This is a genomic window from Kribbella sp. NPDC055110 (assembly GCF_053607525.1).
This window is the reverse complement of sequence record NZ_JBSGTS010000017.1, coordinates 101,318-126,740: the sequence shown is the minus strand read 5'-3', so window position 1 is coordinate 126,740 and position 25,423 is coordinate 101,318. Positions and strand designations below refer to the sequence as shown.

Here is a 25,423-nt window from a genome sequence, read left to right as displayed (position 1 = left end):
GTGGTGTGGGGCTGGCGCGCTCGGCGGGAGGTCCTGGTGGTGCGGGATGTAGATGGGGCGCGGCTGTTTGTTGGTCGGCTTCGCCGGTGCGCGGGGTGTGGTGAAGGGCGTGGGTGGTTGGCGGGCGGGGCGTGGCGCTCGGCTGCGGGCGGCTGGGCGGGGGTTTGCGGAACATTTGTTGCAGCTGGGGGCGGAAATGTTCCGGAAAGCCGGTGTGGATCGCACCGGGGACGGGGGATGGGGGGTGGCGACAAGCAATTGCTTGTTCACAGGCCCCGCCGGGTGCCGCGGGTGGGAGGTGGGTGCGGCGCGCTCTACACGATCCACATCCCGTTGACGTCGCCGATGAAGCCGGTCGTGAAGCCCGTGCGGACCAAGACGGGCGCCGGTTATCTGTACGCCGTTGGGCACGCCAACGGGACCGCCGCCGTGATCGACTCGCTCGGCAAGGTGCCGGCGACCAGGTCGACTTCAATTGGGGCAGCGTTGTCGACGCACCGCTGTTCGGGGAATGACGGTCAGGGCGACTGCGGCAGGTCGTCCAGGAAGTCCGCGGGCGGTGTGAAGAACAGGCAGCCGGTGACCGCGGTGGAGAAGTCGAGCAGGCGGTCGTGGTTGCCCTCGGGCACCCCGATGAACATCCGCCGGAGCATCAGCTCGGTCACCGCCGGCGTCTTCGCGTATCCGATGAAGTAGGTGCCGAACTCCTGCGTGCCGACGGTTCCGAACGGCATGTTGTCGCGCAGGATCTGCAGCTCGTTGCCGTCCTCGTCCTCGATCACGTTGAGCACGATGTGCGCGTTGCCGGGCTTCTTGGCGTCGGCGAGTTCGATGTCGTCGAGCTTGGTCCGGCCGACGGCGAGCTCCTGCTGCTCGACGGTCAGCGCGTTCCACGCCTTCAGGTCGTGCAGGTACTTCTGCACGATCACGTAGCTGCCGCCGCGGAAGTCGGGGTCCTCGTCGCCGATCAGGACGGCGGCCTGTGCCTCGCTGCCGGTCGGGTTCTCGGTGCCGTCGACGAAGCCGAGCAGGTCGCGCATCTCGAAGTACTTGAAGCCGTGCACCTCGTCGACGACCGTGGCGGCGCCGTCGAGCGCGTTCATGATCTGGCTGGCCAGCTCGAAGCACTGGTCCTGGTGGGCGGCCCGGATGTGGAAGAGCAGATCGCCGGCGGTCGACGGCGCGTGGTGGGTGGCGCCCTTGAGCTCGACGAACGGATGCAGCTCGGCCGGGCGCGGACCGCTGAACAAACGGTCCCAGACGTCCGAGCCGATGCTGGTGACACAGGAGAGGTTGCCGGCCGGCACGCGGAATCCGACCGAGCGCACGAGGCCGCTCAATCGCTCCAGCAGGTCGCGGGTCCGGCTCTCGCCGCCCGGCTCGACCTGGATCACCAGGAAGATGGCGGAACCGCTCAACGGCATCAGTACGGACTGCGGCAAGGCGTCCGTCTCCCGATCCGGTTCTGTAACCACCGCGTTCTCCCTCCGTCCAGTTGGCCCGATCTTCTAGAGTCCAGTCATGGACCCGCAGCAGCCCGGACCCTCTCCGCAACCGGGCCCATACTCCCAGCCGGGGCAGCCGCCGCCACCGCCGCCCCACGCCGGCCCATATCCAGAGCAGTACCCAGCGCCGTATCCGGGTCAGTACGGCGCGTACCCCGCGCCCTACGCGTCCCGCGAGCCGCGGACGGTCGCCGCACCCGCAGGTACGCCGTACCACCGGCTCGCCCGTACGCCGAAGCACGCGTGGTGGCGGCCCTTTGTCGGAACCGTCGTGCTCGGCCTCTTCGCCTTCGTCCTGACATCGCTCATCGTGGTGGTCTGGGTGATCGCGCACCGCGCTCTGGCCGGACCGTTCCCGACCCCGAGCGGCGCGAACATCTTCCCGAGCGACACCGAGAACCTGGCCCTGACCCTCGTGATGCTCGGCGTCCTGACCCCGCTCGTCGGCCTCGTCGCGTGGATGGTCCAGCGCCGGCCGTTCTGGAGTGTTGCCTCGGTGCTGAACCGGATCCGCTGGCGCTGGCTGCTGTGGTGCTGCCTGCCGGCGTCCGGGTACGTCGCACTCTCGTTCGCGATGGGGATGCTGGTCGACGCGGTGTTTCCGCCCGCAGACGCGGTCGGGACCACCAGCGGAGACTGGATCGGTCTGAGCGCGTTCGTCGTACCGGCGCTGGTGATCCTGTTCCTCGTGCCGTTCCAGTCGGCGGCCGAGGAGTTCGTGTTCCGCGGCTGGTTGATCCAGGCGGTCGGCGCCTACGGGCCGGACGATCCGAACGGGCGGGCGCGTTGGTTGCGGACACTCTTCCGCTCGCCGTGGCCTGGGATCGTCGTCAGCGGCGTCGCTTTCGCGTTGGCTCACGGGTACACCGGCTGGGCGATGGCCGACGTCTTCCTGTTCGCGGCGGTCGTCGGCTGGCTGACCGTCCGGACCGGGGGACTGGAGGCCGCGATCGCTCTGCACGTGCTGAACAACCTGATCGCGTTCCTGTTGCCGGCGGCAACAGGCCGTGGGGATCAGTGGAACGTGCAGGGTGGCGCTCCGTGGACGTTCCTCGTCGCTGACATCCCGTGCCTGGCGTTCTACGCGATTGCCGTCACCTGGCTGGCGCGCCGGCAGGAGCTCAGCCGACTGAGCTGAAAAGCGGGCGAAAACTGTCGGTCCGCTCTGGCAGGCTTTGCCAGGTGACGAACGCGAAGATCGAAGCCGTCCTGTTCGACTGGGGCGGCACGCTGGCAACCTGGCACGACATTTCTCTGTACGAGACCTGGCGGGCTGTGGCCGCGCTGCTCGACGTCAAGAACGCCGACGAGGTGGCGGCCCGGCTGGTCGCGGCTGAGGGTTCTGTGTGGCGGCGTTCACGCGACGAGCACCGCAGCAGCACCTTCGAGGAGGTGTGCGATCTGGCCGGTGTGGTGATGACACCGGAGGCGCTGACGGAGTACGAGCGGCAGTGGGACGCGCACACGGAGCTGGAGCCGGACGCGGTCGACACGCTCCAGGCGCTTCGGGCCCGCGGTCTCAAGGTGGGCGTCCTGTCGAACACGATCTGGCCGCGTCGGCGGCACGAGGAGGTATTCGCGCGCGACGGCGTACTCGACCTGCTCGACGGTGCCGTCTACACCAGCGAGATCGCGCACACCAAGCCGCACCCGGAGGCGTTCCTGGCCGCGATGCAGGCGGTCGGGGTGTCCGAGCCGTCCCAGTGTCTGTTCGTCGGCGACCGGCTGTTCGACGACGTCTGGGGCGCGCAGAACGTTGGGATGCGGGCGGCGCACCTGCCGCACAGCGCGATCCCGACCGAGCAGATCGGGCACACGGAAGGTACGCCGGACGCGACCGTCCAGCGCCTGTCCGAGCTGCCCCTGCTGATCGACTCCTGGAACGAAGCGGCAGCTTAACGTCACGTCGGCGACGCGCTGCGGCTAGCGACGCTGATTTGGGCCGGCAACCGAAGGACCCCCGAGCCAGATCGTGACTCGGGGGTCCTGAGGGGTTTCGGGGTGGGTGTTACGCAGCCAGCGTCGGGTCTGCCATCAGGCGGAGGCGGCCCAGCGCCTCGCGCTCGATCTGGCGGACCCGCTCGGCGGAGATGCCGTGCACCGCGCCGATGTCGGCCAGCTTGGCCTGGCGGCCGTCGTGCAGACCGTAGCGGCGCCGGATCACGTCCGCGGACCGCGGGTCGAGCTGGTCGACCAGACTGAACAGCCCCGAACGGTCCGACGCGTCGGCGACCAGCTGGTCCGGACCCGGCGCGGTCTCGGCCGCGATCAGGTCACCCAGCGAGGTCTCACCCTCGTCGTCGACCGGGCTGTTCAGGCTGATGTGGTCCCGGCCGATGCGGATCAGTTCTGTCACCCGCTCCGGGTCCAGGCCCAGCTCGGCCGCGATCTCGTCGATCTCCGGCTCCCGCCCGAGCTTGCGCTCCAGCGTGCGCCGTGCCGACCCGATCTGGTTCAGCTGCTCCACCACGTGCACCGGCAGCCGGACCACCCGGGCCTGCTGCGCGATACCGCGGGTGATGGCCTGCCGCACCCACCAGGTCGCGTACGTCGAGAACTTGAAACCCTTCCGATAGTCGAACTTCTCCACCGCCCGGATCAGTCCCGTGTTGCCCTCCTGGACCAGGTCCAGCAAAGGCATCTGGGAACGCCCGTAGCGGCGGGCGATCGACACCACGAGCCGGAGGTTCGCGGTCACGAACCGCTGCTGTGCACGCCGGCCCTCGTCGGCCAGCCACTCCAGCTCCTCCTCCGTGGCATATTTGGGCGCTCCGCCCTTCTTACGTCCAACCCGCCCCTCGGCCAGCAGTTGCTCCGCGAGGAGTCCTGCTTCGACCGTCTCAGCGAGCTCGACTTCTTCCTCAGCTGTCAGCAGAGGAGTGCGAGCGATCTCCTCGAGGTAGAGACCGACGCTGTCCTTGCCGTCGATACCGTCGTCCGTGGACCGGACACGAGCCATGCGAGCCACCGAAACTCCCTTCGTCGTTACATGGAGAGCAACGCTCGAGTAGGGTTCAAGATTCCAGGACGAGTGTGTAAACACCCTGAACGTTCCCTGAGAGTTCCTGGCAGCGAAATCGCGCTGGAAACCGGTGTCCGTCAGGCTGACGGGACAATTCGGCACAACACGCGCTGCGGAAGCTGAGAATTCGTCCAGAATCATCGTGTTCCGGTGCCCCCGGATGTGTTGCACAACACACGCCCGGGGGCGGATATTCCCGCGAGTCAGCTCAGGCCGAGCGTGTCGAGCTCCCAGGACAGCGAGAACGCGACCTCGCGCCAGGCGTCGTACCGCCCGCTGCGGCCGCCGTGCCCGGCGTCCATCTCGGTCTTGAGCAGTACGTCGGTGTCGCCGCTCGCGGTCGCCCGGAGTTTCGCGACCCACTTCGCCGGCTCGACGAAGAACACCCGGGTGTCGTTCAGGCTGGTGATCGCGAGGATGCGCGGATAGTGCTGCGCGGTGACGTTTTCGTACGGCGAGTAGGACTTCATGTACTCGTAGACGCCCGCGTCTTCGAGCGGATTACCCCATTCCTCCCACTCGATCACGGTGAGCGGCAGCGACGGGTCCAGAATCGTCGTCAACGCGTCCACGAACGGGACTTCCGCGACGATTCCGCCGAATGCCTGCGGAGCCAGGTTCGCGACCGCGCCCATCAGCAGCCCGCCGGCGCTGCCACCCTGCGCGACGATCCGCTCCGGCCTGGTCCAGCCGGCCTTGACCAGGTGTTCCGCGGCTGCGACGAAGTCGGTGAACGTGTTCCGCTTGGTGAGCATCTTGCCGTCGTCGTACCAGTGCCGGCCGAGCTCGCCGCCGCCGCGGATGTGCGCGATCGCGAACACCACGCCGCGGTCGAGCAACGACAGCCGCGGGATCGAGAACCACGGGTCGACCGACGTCTCGTACGAGCCGTACCCGTACAGCACGACCGGCGCGTTCCCGTCCTTCGCGACGTCCTTGCGCGCGACCATCGAGATCGGTACCTGCGTCCCGTCCGGCGCGGTCGCCCACTCGCGGTACTGCGTGTACGCGGTCAGGTCCACGTCGCCGAGCACGGGCTGCTGCTTGAGCAGTCGCCGCTCACCGGTTGCGACATCCACGTCGTACGTCGAACCCGGCGTGACGAGGGAGGTGTAGCCGAAGCGGTACCGGGTGTCGTGCCACTCGTCGTTGCGGCCGGGGGAGACCGTGTAGATCGGCTCGTCGAACTCCAGTACTTCAGGATCCCCGAACCCATCGTCCGTGCGCCGCATGATCGCCAGCTCGGTGAGCGCGTTGCGGCGCCGGTAGAGGATCACGTGGTCGGCGAACGCGTCCGCGCCGAGCAGGCGGCTGGTTTCGTCGCCCTCGATCAGGGTGGTCCAGTCGCCGGGGGAGTCGAGCGGCGCGGAGGCGAGCGAGAAGTTGGCCGCGTCCGCGTTGTGCGTGATCAGGAGCTGGTCGCCCGCGTGCTCCACGTCGTACTCCACGCCCTCGCGGCGGGGCGCGACGACGACCGGGTCACCCGTCGGGTCCTGGGCGTCGAGCAGCCAGACCTCGCTGGTCAGCTTGCTGCCGAGCGCGATCATGATCGCCTGCTCGTTGCGGGTCAGGTCGACGCCGACCCAGAACCGCTCGTCCGGCTCTTCCATGACCAGGACGTCGTCCGTGGCGCCGAGCGTGTGCCGCCAGACCTGGTACGGACGCCAGGCGTCGTCGACCTTCGTGTAGAAGATCGTCGTACCGTCGGCCGACCACGCGGAGCCGTAGTGCACCTCGGGGAGCTCGTCGGGCAGCAGCTCACCGGTGCTCAGGTCCTTGATCCGCAGGGTGAACCGCTCGTCGCCCTTGAGGTCGACCGAGTACGCCAGCAGCCGTCCGTCGGGGGAGACGTCGACGGTGCCGAGCGAGAAGAACTCGGAGTCGCCCGCCACCTCGTTCCCGTCCAGCATGATCTCTTCGCCGGCGATCTCGCCGTCGGTCGCGGGCGGCTCGTCGCCGTCCACCTTGACCCGGCAGTGCAGCGAGTACTGCCGGCCCTCGATCGTGCGCGAGTAGTACCAGTACCCGCCGTACCGCGCCGGGACGCTCAGATCGGTCTGCAGCGTCCGGTCCGAGATCTCCTTGAAGATTGCCTCACGCAACGATTCCAGGTGCGCGGTCCGCGCCTCGGTGTACGCGTTCTCCGCGCGCAGGTACCCCAGTACCTCGTCGTCGGTCTTGTCCCGCAACCATTCGTAGTCGTCCACGAACGTGTCGCCGTGATGGGTCCGCTCGACAGGCTTCCGCGCCGCCACCGGCGGCGTCGGGGAAGCAGAACTCTCAGACATGCCGCGAGACTACCCGCGCCCCGCACGCCGGAGGTTGGTGGGAGGGTTTTCCTGCGATAGCGCCAGAATCTCTCCACTGACGTACTCGAAACTCTCCAGCAAGCCGCCCGGGCCGAAGGGGCAGCGGGTCGTGACGGGTACCGGTGTGGGTGCGGTGCGGCCGGATGGTGTGCGAGCTCGACAGGTAGAGCACCGGCGGGACGCTGTACGCGTCGATGACCCACGCGCACAAGGACCGGTTATCCGGCGCTGCTGTGACGTGTGTGGGTGAGATATGTGCCGTGCGGGGTGGAGTTGGGGTGGTCGCCTCGCGTGTGGCTTTGTGCACGGGATCCGTGCCGTTGGGTGCTGAACGGGCGGATCCGGTGCACATAGTCAGCCCGAGCCGGGCCGGGGCGCTCAACCGCCGACGGAAGTGATACCCGCGGGGGTTCCCCCGGGGTGGGTCGTTCGTGGTGGGTTATTTCCTCGTGTTGGGGGTTCTCCGTTGGTATGCAAAGGGAGAACCCACAAGACCAGGGGAGAACCCCTCATGTGGTGGCCCGGGGATGAAGCCGGTCTTCCGACGGCAGTGGCAGCGGCCGGGGTGTGTCCGGGTCAGAGGTTGTACGTCGCGACGACCGGGGCGTGGTCGCTCCAGCGTTCGGCGTACGTCGGGGCTCGGTGGACGACGCAGGTGGTGGCGGCCGCGGCCAACTCCGGCGAGGCGATCTGGTAGTCGATGCGCCAGCCGGCGTCGTTGTCGAAGGCCTTGCCCCGCCAGGACCACCAGGAGTACGGGCCGGGTCCTTCGCCGCCGAAGCGGCGGCCGAGGTCTACCCAGCCGGCCTCGAACAGGCGGTCCAGCCAGGCGCGTTCCTCGGGCAGGAAACCGCTCTTCTTGCGGTTCGCCTTCCAGGCCTTCAGGTCCTCCTCGCGGTGCGCGATGTTGAGGTCGCCGCACATGAGTACGTGCCTCCCGTCCGCCCGCAGTTCGGTCAGCCGCGCGGTGATCGCGTCCAGGAACGCGTACTTCTCCTCCTGCCGCGGCGGTGTCTCGAACTCGCCCGTGAACACGTACGTGCTGATCGCGGTCAACGTCGTACCGTCGTCCAGCACCACGTCCGCCTCGGCCCAGCGCCCGGTCCCGGCGAACCGCTCGGGACCGATCTCGCCGCGCTCGTCCTTGATCGGACGCCGGCTCGCGACCGCGACGCCTGCGCGTCCCTTGTGCCCGTCGATGGCCGGCTCCGCGTGCGCGATGTTCCAGTCGCCGCCGAGGAGTTCCCGCAGTACGTCGTCGGACGCGCGGACTTCCTGCATCAGCAACAAGTCGGGGTCCGTGCCGTCCAGCCACGGCTGCATCCCGCGCCGGAAGGCGGCCCTGATCCCGTTCACATTCACCGTGGCAACCGTCAGCACGGGCGGAACCTTACCCTCCTGTGTGCCCTGGCTTGACGACCATCAGCACCAGGACGACCACCCAGAGCAGACTGAAGATCCCGCTCGTCATCGACAACAGCTTCGCCTTCGGGAGCACCTCGCTCCGCGCCTCGGCCGATGCGTCAGCAGCCGCGAGTACGGCCGTCTGCCCCGGCACCACCAAGAACGCGAGCACGAGTGCGGCGGCCAGCGTCAGGACGATGGAGATGATCAGCCAGGCCTCGTCCATCACCTGCATGCCACCCGCGACCGCGAACCCGAAGACCGGAACGGCGAGGCCGGCCCACGCGTACACCCGGGTGATCCGGTGCAGCACGTCGAGCCCGCCCGTGGCCGGCGTCTCCGCGGTGAGCAGCTTGCGCGCGATCGGCGGGAACATGCCGGCCGCGATGGTCACCGGACCGACGCAGAGGATCGCAGCGAGGACATGGACCGTCAGGAAGAACTTGTTCATAGCTCTCAATCGGACGTTGTCGTGAGGATCGCGTCCAGGGACTGCTCGCACAGATGCTCAAGGGCTTCCGGCGAGACGGTCGGGTTGTCGATCCACACCAGCAGGGTCTGTTCGACGTAACCCTGCCAGCCGTGACATGCGAGCTCGACGACGGGGGTGATCTCGATGCCGCGCTCAGCGACCGCCTTGATCACCCACTGGCTGAAGACCCGGCGGAGATCGGAGTGCAGCGCTCTGACGTCGGGGTCGCCGGCGGCCGACATCAGCAGCGTCGCCCGGTACAGCTGAGGAGCTTCGAGTACGGCGCGGACGAACGCGCGGATCCCGGCGCGCAGTTGCTCGTCGGGAGGTAGCGACGGGTCCGGAGCGGTGCGCAGCATGACCTCGGCCGCGGCCTCCTCGATCACGGCGTACTGGAACTTCTTCTTCGAGCCGAAGTAGTGGAACAGCAGGGCGGGGGAGACGCCGGCCTCGACGGCGACGAGCTCGACCGTGAGTTCGCGGTGCGGGTCGGCGAGCAGCACCCGGCGCGCGGCCGCGAGGATCTGCGCGCGCCGCTCGTCGGGCCGCAGCCGGGCACCGGAGGAGGTGGTCTGGCTCATGCGGCCAGTCTATTGAGTATTCGGTCAATAAGCACTTACTGTTGAGTATCCACTCAACAAGCTGGAGGTTCCCGATGCGTCCGTTGGCCGGTCAAGTCGTGCTCATCACCGGCGCCTCCCGGGGGATCGGCGCCGCGGTCGCCCGGAAGCTGGCGCAGGACGGCTCGAAGCTCGCGCTGGTCGGTCTGGAGCCGGACGAGCTGAAGAAGGTCGCGGAGGACTGCGGGCCGGACGCCGGCTGGTGGGAGGCGGACGTCACCGACACCGACTCGCTGCAGGCTGCGGTCGAGGCGATCGCCGAGCGCTACGGCCGGATCGACGTGGTGATGGCGAACGCCGGGATCGCCGCGCCGGGCTTCAGCCGGAGCATGGACCCGAAGGTCTGGGAGCGCGTTCTGGACGTCGACCTGATCGGCGTCTGGCGCACAGTTCACCTGACGCTGCCGTACCTGCTGGAGAGCAAGGGTTATCTGCTGCTCGTCTCGTCCCTCGCCGCGATCGTGCACATCCCGGGCCTCGCGTCGTACAACGTGTCCAAGGCCGGGGTCGAGGCGATGGGCGACACGCTGCGGCCGGAGCTGAAGCACCTCGGCGTCCGGGTCGGCGTCGCGCACATGACGTTCGTCGATACCGACATGGTGCGCGGGGTCGACGCGCACCCGGTGTTCGGCAAGGTCCGGACCGGGATCCCGGGAGTGGGCAAGACGTACTCGCTGGAGTTCGCTGTGGACAAGTTCGTCGAGGGCATCAGAAAACGCTCTCGTACCGTTCACGTGCCGGGCTGGATCGGCGCGCTCAAGGTGTTCCGCTGGGTGATCCCGCACGTCATCGAGGCCGGTTCGCGGTTCAGTGTGCCGAAAGCGGACGCGGCCGCGTTGGCCGACGTCCAGGCGCGTGGTGCCGCGGAGTCCTCGCGACCGAGCGGCGCTGGCGGGCTCGCGGACGCTGAGGCTGCGCAAAAGTGAGCGCAGAAGTGAACGCCGAGATGAGCCGCGAGTACGACGTTGTTCTGCTGGGCGCGAGCGGGTTCACGGGAGCGCTCACTGCAGAGTATCTGGAGAAGAACGCGCCGGAAGGGCTGCGCTGGGCTGTTGCCGGACGCAACAAACAGAAGCTCGAGCGGTTCGGCCGGGACATCCTGGTCGCGGACGTCACCGACCCGAACTCGCTGCGGGAACTCGCCGAGTCCACCAAGGTCGTCGCCACCACGGTCGGCCCGTACGTCGAGTACGGCGAGCTGCTCGTCGCCGCGTGCGCGGAGGCCGGGACCGGGTATCTCGATCTCACCGGTGAGCCGGAGTTCCTGGATCGGGTGTACGTGCGGTACCACGAGCGCGCGACGCAGACCGGCGCGCGGATCATCCACGCGTGCGGCTTCGACTCGATCCCTTACGACCTCGGCGTGCAGTACACGGTCGAGCAACTTCCGGAGAACGTGCTCATCCAGGTCGACGGGCTGCTCCGCGCCGGTGGACGGCCGTCCGGTGGCACGTTCCACACCGCGATCACCGCGTTCTCGCGGCCGAAGCAGAACCTGGACGCACATCGCGCGCGGCGCGCGGCCGAGCCTCGGCCGGCGGACCGGAGGGCGCGAGGGGTTGCCGGCAGGATCCACCGCCAGCAAGGGTTCTGGGCGGTTCCGTTGCCGACGATCGATCCGCAGATCGTCGGGTACTCGGGCCGGCTGCTCGAGCGCTACGGGCCGGACTTCCGCTACTCGCACTACGCCGCCGTGAAGCATCTCCCGACTGTTGCCGCAGGCATCGGTGGGGTCGGTCTGCTGATCGCGGCCGCCCAGATCCCGCCGGTTCGGAACGCCTTGCTGAGCCGGCTCCTGCCTGGTGACGGACCGAGCGCGGAACGGCGGGCGCAGTCCTGGTTCAACGTGCGGTTCGTCGGACGCGGCGGCGGCAAGCAGGTGATCACGGAGGTCGCAGGCCGGGACCCCGGGTACGACGAGACCGCGAAGATGCTCGGAGAGAGCGCGCTGTGTCTGGCGCTCGACGACCTGCCGGAAACCGCCGGCCAAACCACGACGGCCGCGGCCATGGGCCCCGCTCTGCGCGAGCGTCTGGTGAAAGCGGGGCTGACCTTTGCCACCCTCGAAGTCGACAGCTACTAGCCCCGACGGCACCACCCTCGCCGTCTACAACTACGCCAACCGCGGCGGACCGGTGCTGATCTGCGTGCACGGGTACCCGGACAATGCGTCGCTCTGGGAGCCGGTGGCCGAGTTGCTGGCCGACGAATTCCAGGTGGTTGCGTACGACGTTCGTGGCGCCGGCGACTCGGACCATCCGACCAGCACGGCGGCGTACGCACTGGATCGCCTGCAAGAGGACTTCCGTGCGGTCATCGACCAGGTATCGCCTGACCAGCCGGTGCATGTCCTGGCCCACGACTGGGGCTCCATCCAGGCCTGGCATTTCGTCACCGCCCCGGACCTGCAACCCCGCATCGCCTCCTTCACGTCCATTTCCGGACCGTCACTCGATCACGCCGGTTTCTTCCTCAGAAAACGCTCTCTCGCCTCTCTCAGGCAGTTGCTGCACTCCTGGTACATCTTCTACTTCCACATCCCGTGGCTCCCCGAGCTCGGCTGGCGCAAGGGCTGGGCGCACCGCGCGTTCAACCGCCTCGAGAAGCAGCACGCGGACGACAACCGCTCTCTCGGCGACTACGTGAACGGCATCAAGCTGTACCGCGCGAACGTCCTCCCACGGCTCCTCCGCCCGGCGCAACGGCGTACCGACGTACCCGTGCTGGCGGTGTCACCAGATGCCGACCCGTTCGTCACCACGCCGCTACAGACCGACGTCGCACGCTGGGCCCCGAACCTCACGGTCAAGGTGATCAGGGGTGGCCACTGGATGCCCCGGAACGATCCCGGACTTGTCGCCCAGTTGGTGCTGGAACACACCGGCCAGGTGGCACGCTGGGAGACATGAAGACGCTCCTCAACCTGATCTGGCTCGTACTGGCCGGGTTCTGGCTGGCGGTCGGTTACGCGGTCGCCGGGATCATCTGCTGCGTGCTGATCGTCACGATCCCGTTCGGGATCGCGTCGTTCCGGATCGCGGCGTACACGCTGTGGCCGTTCGGGCGGACCATCGTGGACAAGCGCAGCGCCGGCGCGGGCGCGCTGCTCGGCAACCTGATCTGGATCGTGGTCGCGGGCTGGTGGCTGGCGCTCGGCCACCTGAGCACCGGTATCGCGTTGTGCCTGACGGTGATCGGCATCCCGCTCGGCGTCGCGAACTTCAAGCTGATCCCGGTCTCGCTGGTGCCGCTCGGCAAGCACATCGTGCCGACGAACCAGCCGTTCGCGTGAGGTCGCTGACCGCCCTCATCCGCCGTCCGAGCCCGCGCCTGGCCGAGGGCCTCGTCACACACATCGAACGCACGCCGGTCGACCTCGAGCTCGCCGCGACGCAGTGGCAGCAGTACGTCGACGCGCTGCACCGCAGCGGCTGGTCCACGGTCGAGGTACCGCCGATCGACGAGTGCCCGGACAGCGTTTTCGTCGAGGACACGATGGTGGTGTACGGCGACCTCGCGGTGATCGCCCGCGCCGGCGCCGACGAACGGCGCCCCGAGGCCGCGGCCGCCGAGGAGACCGTTGCGAAGCAGGGCTACCGGATCGCTCACGTCACCGATCCCGGCACGCTCGACGGCGGCGACGTACTCAAGATCGGCTCGACGATCTATGTCGGACAGGGCGGACGGACGAACGCCCACGGCATCGAGCAACTGCGCGACGCGTTCGCTCCACTCGGCGCCGACGTACGCGCTGTGCCGGTGCGGAAGGTGCTGCACCTGAAGTCGGCTGTCACGGCGCTGCCCGACGGGACGGTGATCGGGTACGAACCGCTCGTCGACGACCCGTCGGCATTCGACAGCTTCCGGCCCGTGCCCGAGGAGGCCGGCGCGCACGTCGTACTGCTGGGAGAGGATCAGTTGCTGATGGCCGCGTCGGCGCCCAGGTCCGCGGAGTTGTTCGCGGAGCTCGGCTACACGCCCGTCGTCGTGGACATCAGTGAGTTCGAGAAGCTCGAAGGATGCGTCACATGCTTGTCGGTGCGCCTTCGCCGGTGAGCACCCGGCGTGCCACCTGGGCGAGTTGCACCTCGCGCTTCTTCCCGCGCCCTTCGGCGAGCTCGCACGCCTCCGCCAGCGCCGCGCGATAGACCGCTGTGTCCGGATGCCCGGGCGTCGCGTCGCGAACCACCTGCGTCAGCGCTTCGAGCGCCTCCGAGATGTCGCCGCACGCGAGCAACGCCCGGCCCAACGCGGCACGGTCGCGCACCACCTGCGGATCCCGGGCCAGGAGGCTGTCCTCGTCGACGGCAACGATGTCCGCGAGCAGTTGTGCCTCTGACCGCGGTCCGCCGACCATCAGCCGCGCACCGGTCGCGGCCTCGGTCGCCGCCCGGGTCAGCTCGTGATGAGTCCCGAACACCTCCGTCAGCTGCGGCGTCAGCAGCTCGAACCACGCGATCGCGCGCCCGTAGTTCCTGGTAGCCAGCAACCCTTGCGCCACGCGGAGCCGAACCCGCAACGTGGCCGGGTCGTCGGCCGCCAGCACCTTCTCGCGCTCGGTCAGAGCCGACTGGTAGAACGGCAGCGCCTGGCCCGGCTCGTGCTCGTCCCAGAACGCCTCGGCCTGCTTGTACGCCGGGTCCGCGTCGAGCTCCGGATGACCGGCGATCGCCGACAGCGGCTCCCGCCGTACGACGGTTTGCACGGGCAGCGTGACCACCTTCCGGCCGACGTACGTGCGCCCGCCGGTCGGGATGATCCGGAACTGGCCGACCTTCGAGACCGGCAACCACAGCACGGTGTTGTAGAGCGTCCGCACCGACGACCCGCAGTTCTCGCACACGTCGCGGTGGCCGTAGAACCGGCTGCCCATCGGCCCTGCTGTCTCGGCTGCCCAGGCCTGCGAGGACGCCGTACATGGTGCACAGAACGGGTAGACCCCCCGCCGTTCCTCATTCATTCGACACATTCTGGTTGGTTTCGGGTCCTTCGTCTGCATCCGCACCGACGATTCGCACTTTTGTCAGGGCCGGATCGTCGATCGCGAAGGTTCGGACCGGGCCTGGTGGCGTGTCGGCGGTCTCGAACCGGACCGTGACGCGGCCCCGTCCCGAGCCCCACACCCAGCCGCGGCCGTGGTCGGGGTGTGCGACGTCCTGCCCGGGATGGAAGCCGAGCTGGTCGCGCGGTCTGGCCGGCAGCTCGACCACCTCGATCGGGTTCTCGGCGTGCTCGCCCTCGGTGAACAGGTCGTCCTGGATCCAGTCGGCGAGTGACGAGACGCCTACACCGAGCAATCGGATACCGCCGCCGATGTCGCTCTCCTCGAGCAGCCGGCGCGCAACCCGCGCGACGACCCGCGGGTCGTCGGTCGGTCCGGCCAAGGTCGACGAGCGGGTGTGTGTGGTGAAGTCGTGCATCCGCGTCTTGACCGTCACCGTCCGGCCGGACAGTTGCGCCTTCTGCAGGCGCTCGGCGACGCGGTGCGCCATCCGGTCGCCGATCGCGGTCAGCAGCGCGCGGTCGATGATGTCGGTCTCGAAGGTGTCCTCGACGCTGACCGACTTGGTCTCCCGATCGCTCACGACGGGCCGGTCGTCGGCCGCGACCGCGAGCCGGTGCAGGCTGGTGCCGTGCGCGGATCCGACCTGGCGGATCAACTCGTCCTCGTCGAGCTGCTGCAGGTCCGCGACGGTGCGGACGCCGGCCATGCTCAGCCGCTGCGCGGTGGCCGGCCCGACGCCCGGGATCACCGTGACCTGCATCGGCGCGAGGAACTCGGCCTCGGTGCCGGCCGGTACGACGACCACGCCGTCGGGCTTGTCCAGATCGCTGGCGATCTTCGCGATCAGCTTCGACGTACCCGCACCGACCGACGCGGTCAGCCCGCCGGACACCTTGTGGATCGCTGCCTTGAGGTCGTCGGCGATCGCCTGCACGTCCTCGACCGTCAGCCCGGTCAGCCCGCTCGCCGCCAGATCGATGAACGCCTCGTCCAGCGACAGCGGCTCGACCAGCGGCGACAGCGTCCGCATCTCGGCCATCACAGCCCGGCTGCTCTGCCGGTAGACCTCGAAGCGCGGACTCAGGTACGCCGCGTGCGGGCAACGGGATCGCGCCTCGGCGGTCGACATCGCCGAGCGCACGCCGTACTTGCGCGCCTCGTACGACGCCGTCGACACGACTCCGCGCACGCCGATGCCGCCGACGACCACGGGCTTGCCCCGCAGTGACGGCTTGTCCCGCTGCTCGACGGCCGCGAAGAACGCGTCCAGATCGACGTGCAGCACCGACGGATCCCCTCGCACCGCTCCAGTGTCCCTGCCATCACCGACAATTTCCGGCATGACCTTCCCCGAGCAGTGGGACGACGGAACCGACCCGTCCAGCCCCGAGCACCAGATCCATTGGTACGACGACCGCACCGCAATCATCCGCCAGTCGCTCCGGACCAACTTCGAGGGCCCGTTCCTCTACCTCCTGCTCGGCGACGAGCGCGCCCTGCTGCTCGACACCGGCACCGGGCACGTGAAGCTACGGCCGCTGATCGAGGAGCTGGCGGGGGAGCGGGAGCTGGTCGTCGCGCACACCCACGGCCACGGCGACCACGTGGGCGGCGACGGCGAGTTCGACAAGCCCGTCGGCCGGTCCGCTGAGGAGGTCGCGACGTACTTCGGGTTCGCCGACTGGCCGAACGGCGTGGTGCAGGTCGACCTCGGCGGGCGGGTTCTCGACGTCGTGCCGATCCCGGGCCACCATGCGTCGCACATCGCGGTGTACGACCGGAGCACCCGGATCCTGTTCAGCGGCGACTCGCTCTACCCGGGGCGGCTGTACGTCTTCGACTGGCCCGCGTTCCGGGCGAGCGTCGCGCGGCTGGCCGAGTTCGTTGCTGACGGCAATCCGGTCGAGTGGATCCTCGGCGCGCACATCGAGCTGACGAGCCAGGCGGGGCAGGACTACGAGATGGGGGCCGACAAGCACCCCGGCGAGCACGTGCTCCAGCTGCGTCCCGACGTACTGTCCGAGCTCGCCGGCGTACTGGCCGAGGCGGGGGAGGAGCCGGTGCGGATCGAGCGCGACCACTTCATCGTCTACCCGGTCTGAGTCCACCACGCGATTGCGCCGTACACGAACGGGCACCTTCAGGCACACTGAGCGGAAGAGCCACCAGGGGAGGCGCTGATGGGTGAGGAAGTCGACCGGGTCGAGTTCACCCGGGCGGACCGGACCGCGTTCCGCGGGCAGGTCCATCGCAATCTGGACGCCTTCGCGCGGATGCTGCGCGAGGACCGGTTCGCCCCCGACCGGCCGATGACCGGGATCGAGATCGAGCTGAACCTGGTCGACGAGTTGTGCGACCCGGCGTTCAAGAACACCGAGGTGCTGAGCGCGATCGAGGACGACGCGTTCCAGACCGAGCTCGGCCAGTTCAACATCGAGATCAACGTGCCGCCCGGCCAGATCGACGGACTCGGTCTGGACAACATGGAGTCGAGCATCCGGGACAGCCTGAACGCCGCCGAGGACAAGGCCGCCCGGACCGGCTCGTCGATGGTGGTGATCGGCATCCTGCCGACGCTGCTCACCGAGCACATCCGCCGCGACGCACTCAGCACCAACCCGCGGTACGCGCTGCTCAACGACCAGATCTTCGCCGCCCGCGGCGAGGACGTGCAGATCTCCATCGACGGTATCGAACGGCTGCAGGTCACCGCGGACAGCATCGTCCCCGAGGCGGCGTGTACGTCGACGCAGTTCCACCTCCAGGTCACGCCGGAGGCATTCCCGAAGTACTGGAACGCTGCACAGGCGATCTCCGGCGTCCAACTCGCGGTCGGCGCGAACTCGCCGTTCCTGTTCGGCAAGGAGCTGCTCCGCGAAACCCGGATCGCGTTGTTCGAACAGGCCGCCGACACGCGCACGCACGAACTGAAGACGCAGGGCGTCCGCCCGCGGGTCTGGTTCGGCGAACGATGGATCACCTCGATCTTCGACCTTTTCGAGGAGAACTCGCGATACTACCCGGCGCTGTTGCCGGTCACCTCCGACGAGGATCCGATCGCGGTCCTGGACCGCGGTGACACGCCGGCCCTTTCGGAGTTGCGGCTGCACAACGGGACGATCTATCGCTGGAACCGGCCCGTGTACGACGTTGTCCGGGAGAAGCCGCATCTGCGCGTGGAGAATCGTGTCCTGCCGGCCGGACCGACCGTCGTCGACACGATTGCCAACGGCGCCTTCTATTTCGGCCTGGTCCGCGCGCTGGCCGACGACGAGCGGCCGATCTGGTCGCAGATGTCGTTCAGCGCCGCCGAGGAGAACTTCCACGCCGCGGCCCGCAACGGGATCGAGGCAGAGGTGTTCTGGCCCGGCGTGGGTACGGCGCGCGCGACCGAACTCGTGCTAAGACGCCTTCTCCCGTTGGCGGTTCGGGGCCTCGACGCCTGGGGCGTGGACGTCGCCGTACGGGACCGGCTGCTCGGGATCATCGAGCAGCGCTGCCTCACCGGCCGCAACGGCGCGTCGTGGCAGGCCGACGAGTTCCACCGCCTGTATACAAAGGGATCGCACGGCCGCAAGGACGCGCTGCGCGAGATGCTCCGCCGGTACCGCGACCACATGCACGACAACACGCCGGTGCACGAATGGCCGGTGGACTGAACCGGTTCGTACGCCGGCGTACGCAGGACAACGTAGGACAGTGGGGGACCGCATGGCGGCGGAACCCCGGTCCTTCTGGCGGAACCTCTTCGCGCTTGCCCAAGGCAACGGGATCGACGGTTTCCGGGCGAGTTCGATAACGACCCGGACTACAGGGGTGGCGCATTTGGTGACAGCCCTGCAAAGGTGTGGCAACTGGAAGGTTAGGCGGGCCCGCCGCGGGTAGGACCCGGGCACCGGCAGCCCTCCGTCACCGGTGCGACACAACAGGTGGAAATGCAGCGGATGCCGACCGCGGTCGGGAGCAGTATCGTTCGAGACGGGTCGACACACACCCGGAGGTGAGGCAGGGCGATGACGACCATCGTCGTGGGTTATGTGCCGAAGGCGGAAGGCCGTGCGGCTCTTCGGCGAGCAGCGGAGGAAGCGACGCTGCGCGACGCGAAGTTGGTAGTGGTGAACTCGCACCGGGGCGGACGCAGCTTCGACAGCGACGAGGCTGCGGCGAGTGACGCCGCTTTGACGGAAGTACGGGAGCAGCTCGACTCGACCGGCGTGCCGTATGAGGTGCGGCAGCTGGTGCGTGGCCTGGACCCGGCGGAGGACCTGGTGGCCGTCGCCGAGCAGGTGCATGCGGAGTTCATCGTGATCGGGCTGCGGCGCCGGTCCCCGGTCGGCAAGCTCATCCTCGGCAGCAACGCGCAGCGGGTGCTGCTCGACGCTCCGTGTCCGGTGCTGGCCGTGAAGGCCGAGCCTGAGTTGTCTGAAGGGGAGGAGGACTGAGGTGACTTCGACACGCAGCAGAAAGCTGTGCCTGGCGCAGCAGCCCGACGCCGACGAGATGCTGAGCAGAGATCCGTTCGCCCTGCTGGTGGGCATGCTGCTCGACCAGCAGATTCCGATGGAGCGGGCGTTCGCCGGCCCGGTCGCGATCTCGAAGCGGATGATCGGTCCGTTCGATCCGTCCACGGTCGCGCACTACGACCCGGACGCGTTCGTCGAGGTGGTCGCCGGCCCGCCGGCCGTGCACCGCTTCCCGACCGCGATGGCCGCCCGGATCCAGACGCTGGCCAAGCATCTGGACGACCACTACGCAGGGAACGCTTCGGGCCTGTGGTCCGACGTCAAGTCGGGGGACGACCTGCTGGCCAGGCTGTCGGCGCTGCCGGGGTTCGGCGCGCAGAAGGCGAAGATCTTCGTCGCGCTGCTCGGCAAGCAGCTGAAGGTCCGGCCGCGCGGCTGGCGCGAGGCCTCGGAGCCGTACGGCGAGGACGGCGCGTTCAAGTCGGTCGCCGACGTGATCGACGTGGCGTCGCTGGTCAAGGTGCGGCAGTTCAAGCAGGAGCAGCAGATGGTCCGGCAGCGGGTGGTGGCACGTCCACTGCGGCAGACCCGCAACGGGTGAGACGATCGACGGCAGCGGCCCCCCTGAAATGACGTCGGCGGGGGGTCGCGGCACGCAGGGGCTTGGTTCGCGGATTACAATGGACTGTTGCCGCCGCCTGACCAGCGAGCAGCCGCGAACCGCAGTACCCAAAGACTCAGCAACACAACGCCGTACCGTCGTACAAACCCTGCGTCAGACGAGAGGTAATTCGTGTCGTCCAGCTCGTCCGAGAATCTTCCCGCCGAGCCGGCCTGGACCGTGGCCGCCACGGCCCGTAGCACGGCTCCGAGGACCAGCGCCCGAGTGACCGACCCCGCTGCCAAGAAGGCGGCCGCGAAGAAGGCGGCGGTGAAGGCCGCCGGCACCAAGGAGGACGGTATCCCCGCGAAGAAGGCCGCTGCCAAGAAGGCTCCGGCGAAGAAGGCAGTGTCCGAGGCGGGTCTGGCGATCGACCCGAAGACCGGGAAGCCGCGCGCGCTCGACGAAGTGGACGAGTCCGACTTCAGCCCGGAAGCGGTGAAGCCCCTGGAGAAGGAGCTCACCGAGGACCAGGGCTTCATCGTCTCCGAGGCCGACGAGACCGACGAGCCCGAGCAGCAGGTGATGGTCGCCGGCGCCACCGCGGACCCGGTCAAGGACTACCTGAAGCAGATCGGTAAGGTCCCGCTGCTGAACGCCGAGCAGGAGGTCGAGCTCGCCAAGCGGATCGAGGCCGGCCTGTTCGCGGAGGAGCAGATCGCCGACGAGACCGCCAAGCTCAAGGAGAAGGTCCGCGACGAGTACGAGTGGATCTCCGAGGACGGCCGGCGCGCCAAGAACCACCTGCTCGAGGCCAACCTGCGCCTGGTGGTGTCGTTGGCCAAGCGCTACACCGGCCGCGGCATGCTGTTCCTGGACCTGATCCAGGAGGGCAACCTCGGTCTGATCCGCGCGGTGGAGAAGTTCGACTACACCAAGGGCTACAAGTTCTCGACGTACGCGACCTGGTGGATCCGGCAGGCGATCACCCGCGCGATGGCCGACCAGGCCCGCACCATCCGGATCCCGGTGCACATGGTCGAGGTCATCAACAAGCTGGCCCGCGTCCAGCGGCAGATGCTGCAGGACCTCGGTCGCGAACCCACTCCGGAAGAGCTCGCCAAGGAGCTCGACATGACCCCGGAGAAGGTCATAGAGGTGCAGAAGTACGGTCGCGAGCCGATCTCGCTGCACACGCCGCTCGGTGAGGACGGCGACTCCGAGTTCGGTGACCTGATCGAGGACTCCGAGGCGATCGTGCCGGCCGAGGCGGTCTCGTTCACGCTGCTCCAGGAGCAGCTGCACGCGGTCCTCGACACGCTGTCCGAGCGAGAGGCCGGCGTGGTGTCGATGCGGTTCGGTCTGACCGACGGTCAGCCGAAGACGCTCGACGAGATCGGCAAGGTGTACGGCGTGACCCGCGAGCGGATCCGCCAGATCGAGTCCAAGACCATGTCGAAGCTCCGGCACCCGTCGCGGTCCCAGGTGCTCCGCGACTACCTGGACTGATGTCATGACGCAGTGGATCGCCGGCGTGGTCGCGTCGGTGATCCCTGTGTTCGACACGGCTTCACTGGCCGCCGCCGTGCTCACGGCGGCGGCTTTGCTGTTGGCGCTGGTCGTGGTCGCGCGGACGTCCGCACGCTGGTCCGTGCACACGGCCGCACCGCTGCTCGCGCGAGCCACCTCGGTCCGGGATCGCGCCGAGCAGACCGTGTTCCTGCGGCTGCGCGATCCTGACGCGGCCGGTCGATCACGCCCACGAGCACCGGGACGGTAGCGCTCCACCTCGCTACCTGTTCCTACACACTCGTGGAGTTCTGCTGTGCCTTCCTTTCTGGAGGCACCGGTCGCCGGTGCCTATCACTTGCTCACGTCCCTCGTCGCAGCCCTCGAACCACTCACCGGTGCGTACGCCGCGGTCATCGCGATCGTGCTGTGCACCCTCGCCGTACGGCTGTCCCTCGTCCCGCTGAGCGTGCGGGCGCACCGCGGCATGAAGGCCCGCGCCGAGTTGATGCCGCAGCTGAAACAGTTGACTGAGCGGCATCGCGACAACCCGGAACGCCTGCAGCGTGAGATCGCGAAACTGCAGACGGAGTCCGGTACGTCGATGTTCGCGGGCTTCCTGCCGATGCTCGCGCAGCTGCCGTTCTTCTGGCTGATGTACACGCTGTTCTCGCGGACCATGGTCGCGGGGGAGTCGAACCAGCTCATCAGCGGCAACCTGCTCGGCGCTCCACTCGGCGTGCACTGGCCGATCCTCACCGGCACCCCGGCGTACATCGTGATCGCGGTACTACTCGCCGTCGTCGCATGGTTCTCGGCGCGACTCCAACTACGCCAGCTGGACGGGTCAGCGAGCACGCTGTCCCGACGCCTCGCCCGACTCCTGCCCTTCGGCACGCTGGTGACAGCCGCCTTCGTACCCCTCGCGGCCGGCCTCTATCTACTGACCACCACCACCTGGACGCTCGCCGAACGCACGATCCTGCAGCGCTAGGGCTATTGCCAGGTTGGGGAGGGTTGCGTCCCGGATCGGGCGGGAAACTCTCCCCAACCTCGGTCGGCGCACCCTCGCGCGCGCCGGGTGGCGTGTTGGGGGACCGCCAGGCCATCACAATCTCGTGCCGGCGTGCCTCGTGAGGCGGAGACGCCTCGGCCACAGGGGATTGTGATGGCCTGGCGGTCCGATCCGCGTTCTGTTACCGTCTTTATTAAAGCCGGTTCCATAATGGGTTGGGGTCGATGGATACTGCACGCGGCGCCGCTCAGGCGGAGCGGTCTGCGAATCAGGTCGCGTGTCTGCGGCTCCTCGCCGACGCCGACGAGGCGCGCACGGTCGGGGCGATCAGCGAGGGGACCGGCCTGTCGCGACCGACTGTGCACGCCGTCCTGGACGATCTCCTCGAGACCGGGCTGGTCGAGGCGACCAGCCCTGCGACGGCGGGGCCGGGCCGGCCTGCCCGTGCGTTCCGGTTCGCCCGCGAAACCGGGCTCGTCGCCGGCGTCGACCTCGGTCCCCGCGGAGCACGCGCGATCATCTGCGACCTGTCCGGCCGCCGCGTCGGATACGCCGAGGTATCGCCCGACACCCGAGCGGACCTCTCGCTGATCCCCCGCGCCCTACAAGCCGCAGCCAACTCGCCCGACCCCGACCACCGCGCAGCAGGCGCGCCTGCCACCTCACAAACCCCCGTGCTTCGCGCGCAGGATGCGTCCGTCACCTCACAAGCCCCTGTGCTTCGCGCGCAGGGTGCGTCCGTCACCTCATACGACCCCGTGCTTCGTGGGCCGGATGCGCCTGTGACCTCACACGACCTCGCGCCGACCGCCTCGCTCGATCTTGGGCGGTTGCGGGCGGTTGGGGTGGGGCTGCCGGGGGTGATCGAGGCGGACGGGCGGTTGCGGGCGAGTCTGGCGATGCCGGACCTGGTGGGACTGCCTGTCGCGGAGTTGGTGGCGAAGGAGCTCGGGCAGCCGATCGTCGTGGACAACGACATCAAGCTAGCGGCGCTAGCGGAACAACGCGGCGGTGCGGGCCGTGGGTACTCCGACGTCGTCTACCTCCAGATCGGTCACCGGCTGTCCGTATCGATCGTCCTGAACGGAGTCATCAGGCAGGGCCGCCACCGGCTCGCGGGTGAGCTCGGCGCCCAGCGCGGCATGCGTTGGACGCGCAACGCGCAACGCGGGCAGTTGGTTTGGTCCGTGCGGCCGACCAGCGCGGAGGTGCTGAGTGCAGCCGCCGCGGGCGACGCCGACGCGCAGGCGGAGGTCGAGGACTTCTGCGCGCAGATCGCCGGTCGGATCGCGACCGTGCTGCTGGTCGTCGATCCGGAGGTCGTGGTCGTGCGGGGCGGAGCTCTGCAGGACAGCGGCGCGCTGCTTCGTCCGCTCGCCGCAGCGGTGGAGCAGGAATTGGTCTTCCCCGAACGTCCGCCCTTCGTCGCCTCGGCTCTGGGGCGCGAGGCGGTGGTGCTCGGGGCGGTAGGCAATGCGTTCGACCGGTGCAGCTCAGGTATCTACGGTGTCCACGACTACCCGAGTCCGTGGCACCACATCACTCATGAACTCGAGAGGACCACGCAGTGAAGCTAGGAGTCAGCTCGTATTGCTTCCGCCAGCTCATGACGAGCGGCGAGATGGACCTGATCGCGGTCCTGGACTGGGTCGCGGCCTCGTCGGCCGGGCACATCGAGGTCGCCGCGATGGACGGCGAGTACTACCTGGAGAACGAGAACGTCGTCCGCGACACGGCGAAGCACGCCGAGGAGATCGGCGTACCGATCGTGAACTACCTGGTCAGCGGCGATCTGCGGACCGCTGACACCGAGGAGATCGACCGCCTTCGCAAGCAGCTGGACGTCGCGCACCGGTTCGGCGCGCGGATCTTCCGGCACGACGTCGCGCCGTGGGCGTGGCGTGAGCAGGATCCGGGTGAGTTCGAGTCGACCTTCGCGAAGGTCGTCGAGGGCTGCCGGGCGGTCGCCGACCACGCCGCGGACCTGGGCATCGTGTCGACGATCGAGAACCACGGCTTCTTCATGAACGGCAGCGACCGGCTGGCCCGGCTCGTATACGCCGTGGACCGCCCGAACTTCCGGGTCACGCTCGACCTCGGCAACGGCCTGTGTGTCGGCGAGGTGCCCGGCAAGACGGCGGCCGGCCTGATCGACGTCGCGGCGTCGATCGGCGTGAAGGACTTCCACATCCGCCGTTCGGCGGGAGACGGCTGGCTCAAGACGCTGGCCGGCGACTACCTGCTCGGCACGGTGACGGGCCACGGCGACGTGGACGTGGCCGGCCTGCTCGCACTGGCCGCGACCAAGCCCGACGTACCGGTGAGCCTGGAGTTCGAGGGCATGGAGGCACCGCTGCCGGCCATCGAGCGCTCGCTCGCGAACATTCTTCGACTGACGGAAGGCATTGCCTGATATGACGACGCGAATTGCGGTGATCGGGCTCGGCACCATCGCTGTCGAGCACCTGAGCGCGTACCAGAAGAACCCCCAGGCCGAGCTCGTCGCCGTGTGCGACGTGGACCTCGAGCGGGCGAAGGCCCGCGCCGAGCAGTTCGGCGTGGACCGGGTGACCGGCGACGCCGAGGAGATCTTCTCGGACCCGGGCATCGACGCGGTGAGCGTGTGCGTACCGAACACGCTGCACGCCCCGATCGCCGAGGCGGCGCTGCGGGCCGGCAAGAACGTCCTGGTCGAGAAGCCGATGACCGTGACGGTGCCCGAGGCCGAGGCGCTGGTGAAGGCGGTCGAGGAAACCGGGAAGGCGCTGCAGATCGGGTACGTACGGCGGTATGCGCCGAACGCGCTGGTGACGAAGCGGTTCCTGGACGCGGGCGAGTTCGGTGCCATCTACGCGGCCCGGGCCACGCTCTTGCGGACGGCCGGCAACCCCGGCGGCTGGTTCGGTGACGTGGAGCTGTCCGGCGGCGGTCCGCTGATCGATCTCGGCGTACACATCATCGACCTGTGCTGGTACCTGATGGGGATGCCGAAGCCGGTGTCCGCGTCCGGTGCGACGTTCGCGCCGTTGGGTGCCCGCGACAACATCCAGAACCTGACCCGGTACAAGGCCGCGTCGGCGGCGCGGCCGAACACGGTCGAGGACTACGCGACCGCGCAGATCCGCTTCGAGGGCGGGGCGGTCCTCGACGTGGACACGTCGTACTCGCTGCATGCGCGCAACGAGATCAGCGTCCGGATCCACGGCGAGAAGGGCGGTGCGGAGATCGAGCCCGAGCTGCTGATGGTCACCGAACTGCACGACACGCTGCTGCACATCCAGCCGCAGATCGACTCGCTCGGGTTCGACTTCCGGGTCGGGTTCGCGAACCAGATCGACCACTTCCTGCAGATCTGCCGCGGCGAGATCCCGGCCGACGCGACCGCGGAGCAGGGCCTGGAGATGGCCCGCATGCTGTCCGCGATCTACGAGTCCGCGAAGAGCGGCGCCGAGGTCAAGATCGCCCGCTGACGGTTCGGTTGCCCGGGCTGCTGACCCC

At 68.5% G+C, this 25,423-nt stretch carries 25 protein-coding genes; 17 read left to right on the top strand and 8 right to left on the bottom strand.

The features are described 5' to 3' along the window. Positions 1-518: 518 nt before the first annotated feature. On the bottom strand, positions 519-1,475 hold the full coding sequence (locus ACWF0M_RS25275; protein WP_452238176.1) for a Dyp-type peroxidase: 957 nt from the start codon (positions 1,473-1,475) through the stop codon (positions 519-521). Between the two features lie 46 nt (positions 1,476-1,521). Here ACWF0M_RS25275 and ACWF0M_RS25270 point away from each other — a divergent pair, with 46 nt between their 5' ends. Continuing rightward, a complete protein-coding gene (locus ACWF0M_RS25270; RefSeq protein ID WP_452238175.1) occupies positions 1,522-2,643 on the top strand; it encodes a CPBP family intramembrane glutamic endopeptidase in 1,122 nt (373 codons plus the stop codon). Between the two features lie 44 nt (positions 2,644-2,687). After that, complete coding sequence (locus ACWF0M_RS25265) at positions 2,688-3,404, top strand: HAD family hydrolase (RefSeq protein WP_452238174.1); 717 nt, start codon at positions 2,688-2,690, stop codon at positions 3,402-3,404. A 109-nt stretch (positions 3,405-3,513) separates the two neighbouring features. Here the strand turns inward: ACWF0M_RS25265 and ACWF0M_RS25260 are convergent, their stop codons facing one another. The 5 genes from ACWF0M_RS25260 to ACWF0M_RS25240 form a co-directional block, all read right to left on the bottom strand. Beyond that, a complete protein-coding gene (locus tag ACWF0M_RS25260; RefSeq protein ID WP_452238173.1) occupies positions 3,514-4,473 on the bottom strand; it encodes a sigma-70 family RNA polymerase sigma factor in 960 nt (319 codons plus the stop codon). A gap of 257 nt (positions 4,474-4,730) precedes the next feature. Continuing rightward, complete coding sequence (locus ACWF0M_RS25255) at positions 4,731-6,815, bottom strand: S9 family peptidase (protein WP_452238172.1); 2,085 nt, start codon at positions 6,813-6,815, stop codon at positions 4,731-4,733. Positions 6,816-7,412: 597 nt separating this feature from the next. After that, a complete protein-coding gene (locus ACWF0M_RS25250; RefSeq protein WP_452238171.1) occupies positions 7,413-8,216 on the bottom strand; it encodes an exodeoxyribonuclease III in 804 nt (267 codons plus the stop codon). A 10-nt stretch (positions 8,217-8,226) separates the two neighbouring features. Next, a complete protein-coding gene (locus ACWF0M_RS25245; protein ID WP_452238170.1) occupies positions 8,227-8,691 on the bottom strand; it encodes a DUF2269 family protein in 465 nt (154 codons plus the stop codon). Positions 8,692-8,696: 5 nt separating this feature from the next. Continuing rightward, entirely contained in the window at positions 8,697-9,293 is a 597-nt protein-coding gene (locus tag ACWF0M_RS25240) for a TetR/AcrR family transcriptional regulator (protein WP_452238169.1), read from the bottom strand. A gap of 74 nt (positions 9,294-9,367) precedes the next feature. Between ACWF0M_RS25240 and ACWF0M_RS25235 the strand changes: the two genes are divergently transcribed. Genes ACWF0M_RS25235 through ddaH form a run of 5 tightly spaced genes read left to right on the top strand, consistent with a single transcriptional unit; the run spans position 9,368 to position 13,388 of the window. Next, a complete protein-coding gene (locus tag ACWF0M_RS25235; protein ID WP_452238168.1) occupies positions 9,368-10,258 on the top strand; it encodes an SDR family oxidoreductase in 891 nt (296 codons plus the stop codon). Continuing rightward, the gene (locus tag ACWF0M_RS25230; protein ID WP_452238167.1) at positions 10,255-11,415 is read left to right on the top strand and encodes a saccharopine dehydrogenase family protein; all 1,161 of its coding nucleotides are present in this window, start codon (positions 10,255-10,257) and stop codon (positions 11,413-11,415) included. The genes ACWF0M_RS25235 and ACWF0M_RS25230 overlap by 4 nt, the downstream gene beginning before the upstream one ends. After that, the gene (locus ACWF0M_RS25225) at positions 11,387-12,241 is read left to right on the top strand and encodes an alpha/beta fold hydrolase (protein WP_452238166.1); all 855 of its coding nucleotides are present in this window, start codon (positions 11,387-11,389) and stop codon (positions 12,239-12,241) included. The genes ACWF0M_RS25230 and ACWF0M_RS25225 overlap by 29 nt, the downstream gene beginning before the upstream one ends. Further along, positions 12,238-12,624, top strand: coding sequence for a YccF domain-containing protein (locus tag ACWF0M_RS25220; protein WP_452238165.1), 387 nt, complete (start codon positions 12,238-12,240; stop codon positions 12,622-12,624). Before ACWF0M_RS25225 ends, ACWF0M_RS25220 begins: the two co-directional genes overlap by 4 nt. After that, positions 12,621-13,388 carry a dimethylargininase gene (gene ddaH, locus ACWF0M_RS25215; RefSeq protein WP_452238164.1) on the top strand — a complete coding sequence of 256 codons (768 nt, stop codon included), beginning with the start codon at positions 12,621-12,623 and terminating at the stop codon, positions 13,386-13,388. Before ACWF0M_RS25220 ends, ddaH begins: the two co-directional genes overlap by 4 nt. Here the strand turns inward: ddaH and ACWF0M_RS25210 are convergent. Together ACWF0M_RS25210 and ACWF0M_RS25205 are read right to left on the bottom strand one after the other, a co-directional pair. Then, on the bottom strand, positions 13,357-14,292 hold the full coding sequence (locus ACWF0M_RS25210) for a hypothetical protein (RefSeq protein WP_452238163.1): 936 nt from the start codon (positions 14,290-14,292) through the stop codon (positions 13,357-13,359). The genes ddaH and ACWF0M_RS25210 overlap by 32 nt on opposite strands. Next, positions 14,285-15,640 (bottom strand): DNA polymerase IV, encoded by a 1,356-nt coding sequence (locus ACWF0M_RS25205; RefSeq protein WP_452238162.1) that lies wholly within the window; start codon positions 15,638-15,640, stop codon positions 14,285-14,287. The genes ACWF0M_RS25210 and ACWF0M_RS25205 overlap by 8 nt, the downstream gene beginning before the upstream one ends. Before the next feature lie 37 nt (positions 15,641-15,677). On the opposite strand from ACWF0M_RS25205, the gene ACWF0M_RS25200 reads away from it, so the two are divergent. From ACWF0M_RS25200 to ACWF0M_RS25155, 10 genes are all read left to right on the top strand, one after another. Then, positions 15,678-16,439 (top strand): MBL fold metallo-hydrolase, encoded by a 762-nt coding sequence (locus ACWF0M_RS25200; protein WP_452238161.1) that lies wholly within the window; start codon positions 15,678-15,680, stop codon positions 16,437-16,439. 78 nt (positions 16,440-16,517) lie between these two features. Continuing rightward, complete coding sequence (locus ACWF0M_RS25195) at positions 16,518-17,996, top strand: glutamate--cysteine ligase (protein WP_452238160.1); 1,479 nt, start codon at positions 16,518-16,520, stop codon at positions 17,994-17,996. A 354-nt stretch (positions 17,997-18,350) separates the two neighbouring features. Continuing rightward, positions 18,351-18,779, top strand: a complete 429-nt coding sequence (locus tag ACWF0M_RS25190) for a universal stress protein (protein WP_130448106.1) — start codon at positions 18,351-18,353, stop codon at positions 18,777-18,779. Between the two features lies 1 nt (position 18,780). Then, positions 18,781-19,401, top strand: a complete 621-nt coding sequence (locus ACWF0M_RS25185; protein ID WP_452238159.1) for an HhH-GPD-type base excision DNA repair protein — start codon at positions 18,781-18,783, stop codon at positions 19,399-19,401. A 192-nt stretch (positions 19,402-19,593) separates the two neighbouring features. After that, positions 19,594-20,910, top strand: a complete 1,317-nt coding sequence (locus tag ACWF0M_RS25180) for an RNA polymerase sigma factor (protein WP_452238158.1) — start codon at positions 19,594-19,596, stop codon at positions 20,908-20,910. A 4-nt stretch (positions 20,911-20,914) separates the two neighbouring features. Next, positions 20,915-21,181, top strand: coding sequence for a DUF6412 domain-containing protein (locus ACWF0M_RS25175; RefSeq protein ID WP_452238157.1), 267 nt, complete (start codon positions 20,915-20,917; stop codon positions 21,179-21,181). Positions 21,182-21,226: 45 nt separating this feature from the next. Continuing rightward, a complete protein-coding gene (locus ACWF0M_RS25170; RefSeq protein ID WP_452238156.1) occupies positions 21,227-21,904 on the top strand; it encodes a YidC/Oxa1 family membrane protein insertase in 678 nt (225 codons plus the stop codon). 245 nt (positions 21,905-22,149) lie between these two features. Next, the gene (locus ACWF0M_RS25165; protein WP_452238155.1) at positions 22,150-23,496 is read left to right on the top strand and encodes an ROK family protein; all 1,347 of its coding nucleotides are present in this window, start codon (positions 22,150-22,152) and stop codon (positions 23,494-23,496) included. A gap of 35 nt (positions 23,497-23,531) precedes the next feature. After that, complete coding sequence (locus ACWF0M_RS25160) at positions 23,532-24,338, top strand: sugar phosphate isomerase/epimerase family protein (protein ID WP_452238154.1); 807 nt, start codon at positions 23,532-23,534, stop codon at positions 24,336-24,338. A 1-nt stretch (position 24,339) separates the two neighbouring features. After that, complete coding sequence (locus tag ACWF0M_RS25155; protein ID WP_452238153.1) at positions 24,340-25,395, top strand: Gfo/Idh/MocA family protein; 1,056 nt, start codon at positions 24,340-24,342, stop codon at positions 25,393-25,395. The last annotated feature ends 28 nt before the right edge of the window (positions 25,396-25,423 follow it).

Excerpts from the sequence above, each read along its gene's own strand:
- ACWF0M_RS25190 (WP_130448106.1), top strand. The coding sequence starts at position 18,351 with ATGACGACCATCGTCGTGGGTTATGTGCCGAAGGCGGAAGGCCGTGCG.
- ACWF0M_RS25210 (WP_452238163.1), bottom strand. The coding sequence starts at position 14,292 with ATGAATGAGGAACGGCGGGGGGTCTACCCGTTCTGTGCACCATGTACG.
- ACWF0M_RS25245 (WP_452238170.1), bottom strand. The coding sequence starts at position 8,691 with ATGAACAAGTTCTTCCTGACGGTCCATGTCCTCGCTGCGATCCTCTGC.
- ACWF0M_RS25160 (WP_452238154.1), top strand. The coding sequence starts at position 23,532 with ATGACGAGCGGCGAGATGGACCTGATCGCGGTCCTGGACTGGGTCGCG.
- ACWF0M_RS25155 (WP_452238153.1), top strand. The coding sequence starts at position 24,340 with ATGACGACGCGAATTGCGGTGATCGGGCTCGGCACCATCGCTGTCGAG.
- ACWF0M_RS25255 (WP_452238172.1), bottom strand. The coding sequence starts at position 6,815 with ATGTCTGAGAGTTCTGCTTCCCCGACGCCGCCGGTGGCGGCGCGGAAG.
- ACWF0M_RS25175 (WP_452238157.1), top strand. The coding sequence starts at position 20,915 with ATGACGCAGTGGATCGCCGGCGTGGTCGCGTCGGTGATCCCTGTGTTC.
- ACWF0M_RS25220 (WP_452238165.1), top strand. The coding sequence starts at position 12,238 with ATGAAGACGCTCCTCAACCTGATCTGGCTCGTACTGGCCGGGTTCTGG.
- ACWF0M_RS25240 (WP_452238169.1), bottom strand. The coding sequence starts at position 9,293 with ATGAGCCAGACCACCTCCTCCGGTGCCCGGCTGCGGCCCGACGAGCGG.
- ACWF0M_RS25200 (WP_452238161.1), top strand. The coding sequence starts at position 15,678 with ATGACCTTCCCCGAGCAGTGGGACGACGGAACCGACCCGTCCAGCCCC.
- ACWF0M_RS25235 (WP_452238168.1), top strand. The coding sequence starts at position 9,368 with ATGCGTCCGTTGGCCGGTCAAGTCGTGCTCATCACCGGCGCCTCCCGG.
- ACWF0M_RS25195 (WP_452238160.1), top strand. The coding sequence starts at position 16,518 with ATGGGTGAGGAAGTCGACCGGGTCGAGTTCACCCGGGCGGACCGGACC.
- ACWF0M_RS25270 (WP_452238175.1), top strand. The coding sequence starts at position 1,522 with ATGGACCCGCAGCAGCCCGGACCCTCTCCGCAACCGGGCCCATACTCC.
- ACWF0M_RS25165 (WP_452238155.1), top strand. The coding sequence starts at position 22,150 with ATGGATACTGCACGCGGCGCCGCTCAGGCGGAGCGGTCTGCGAATCAG.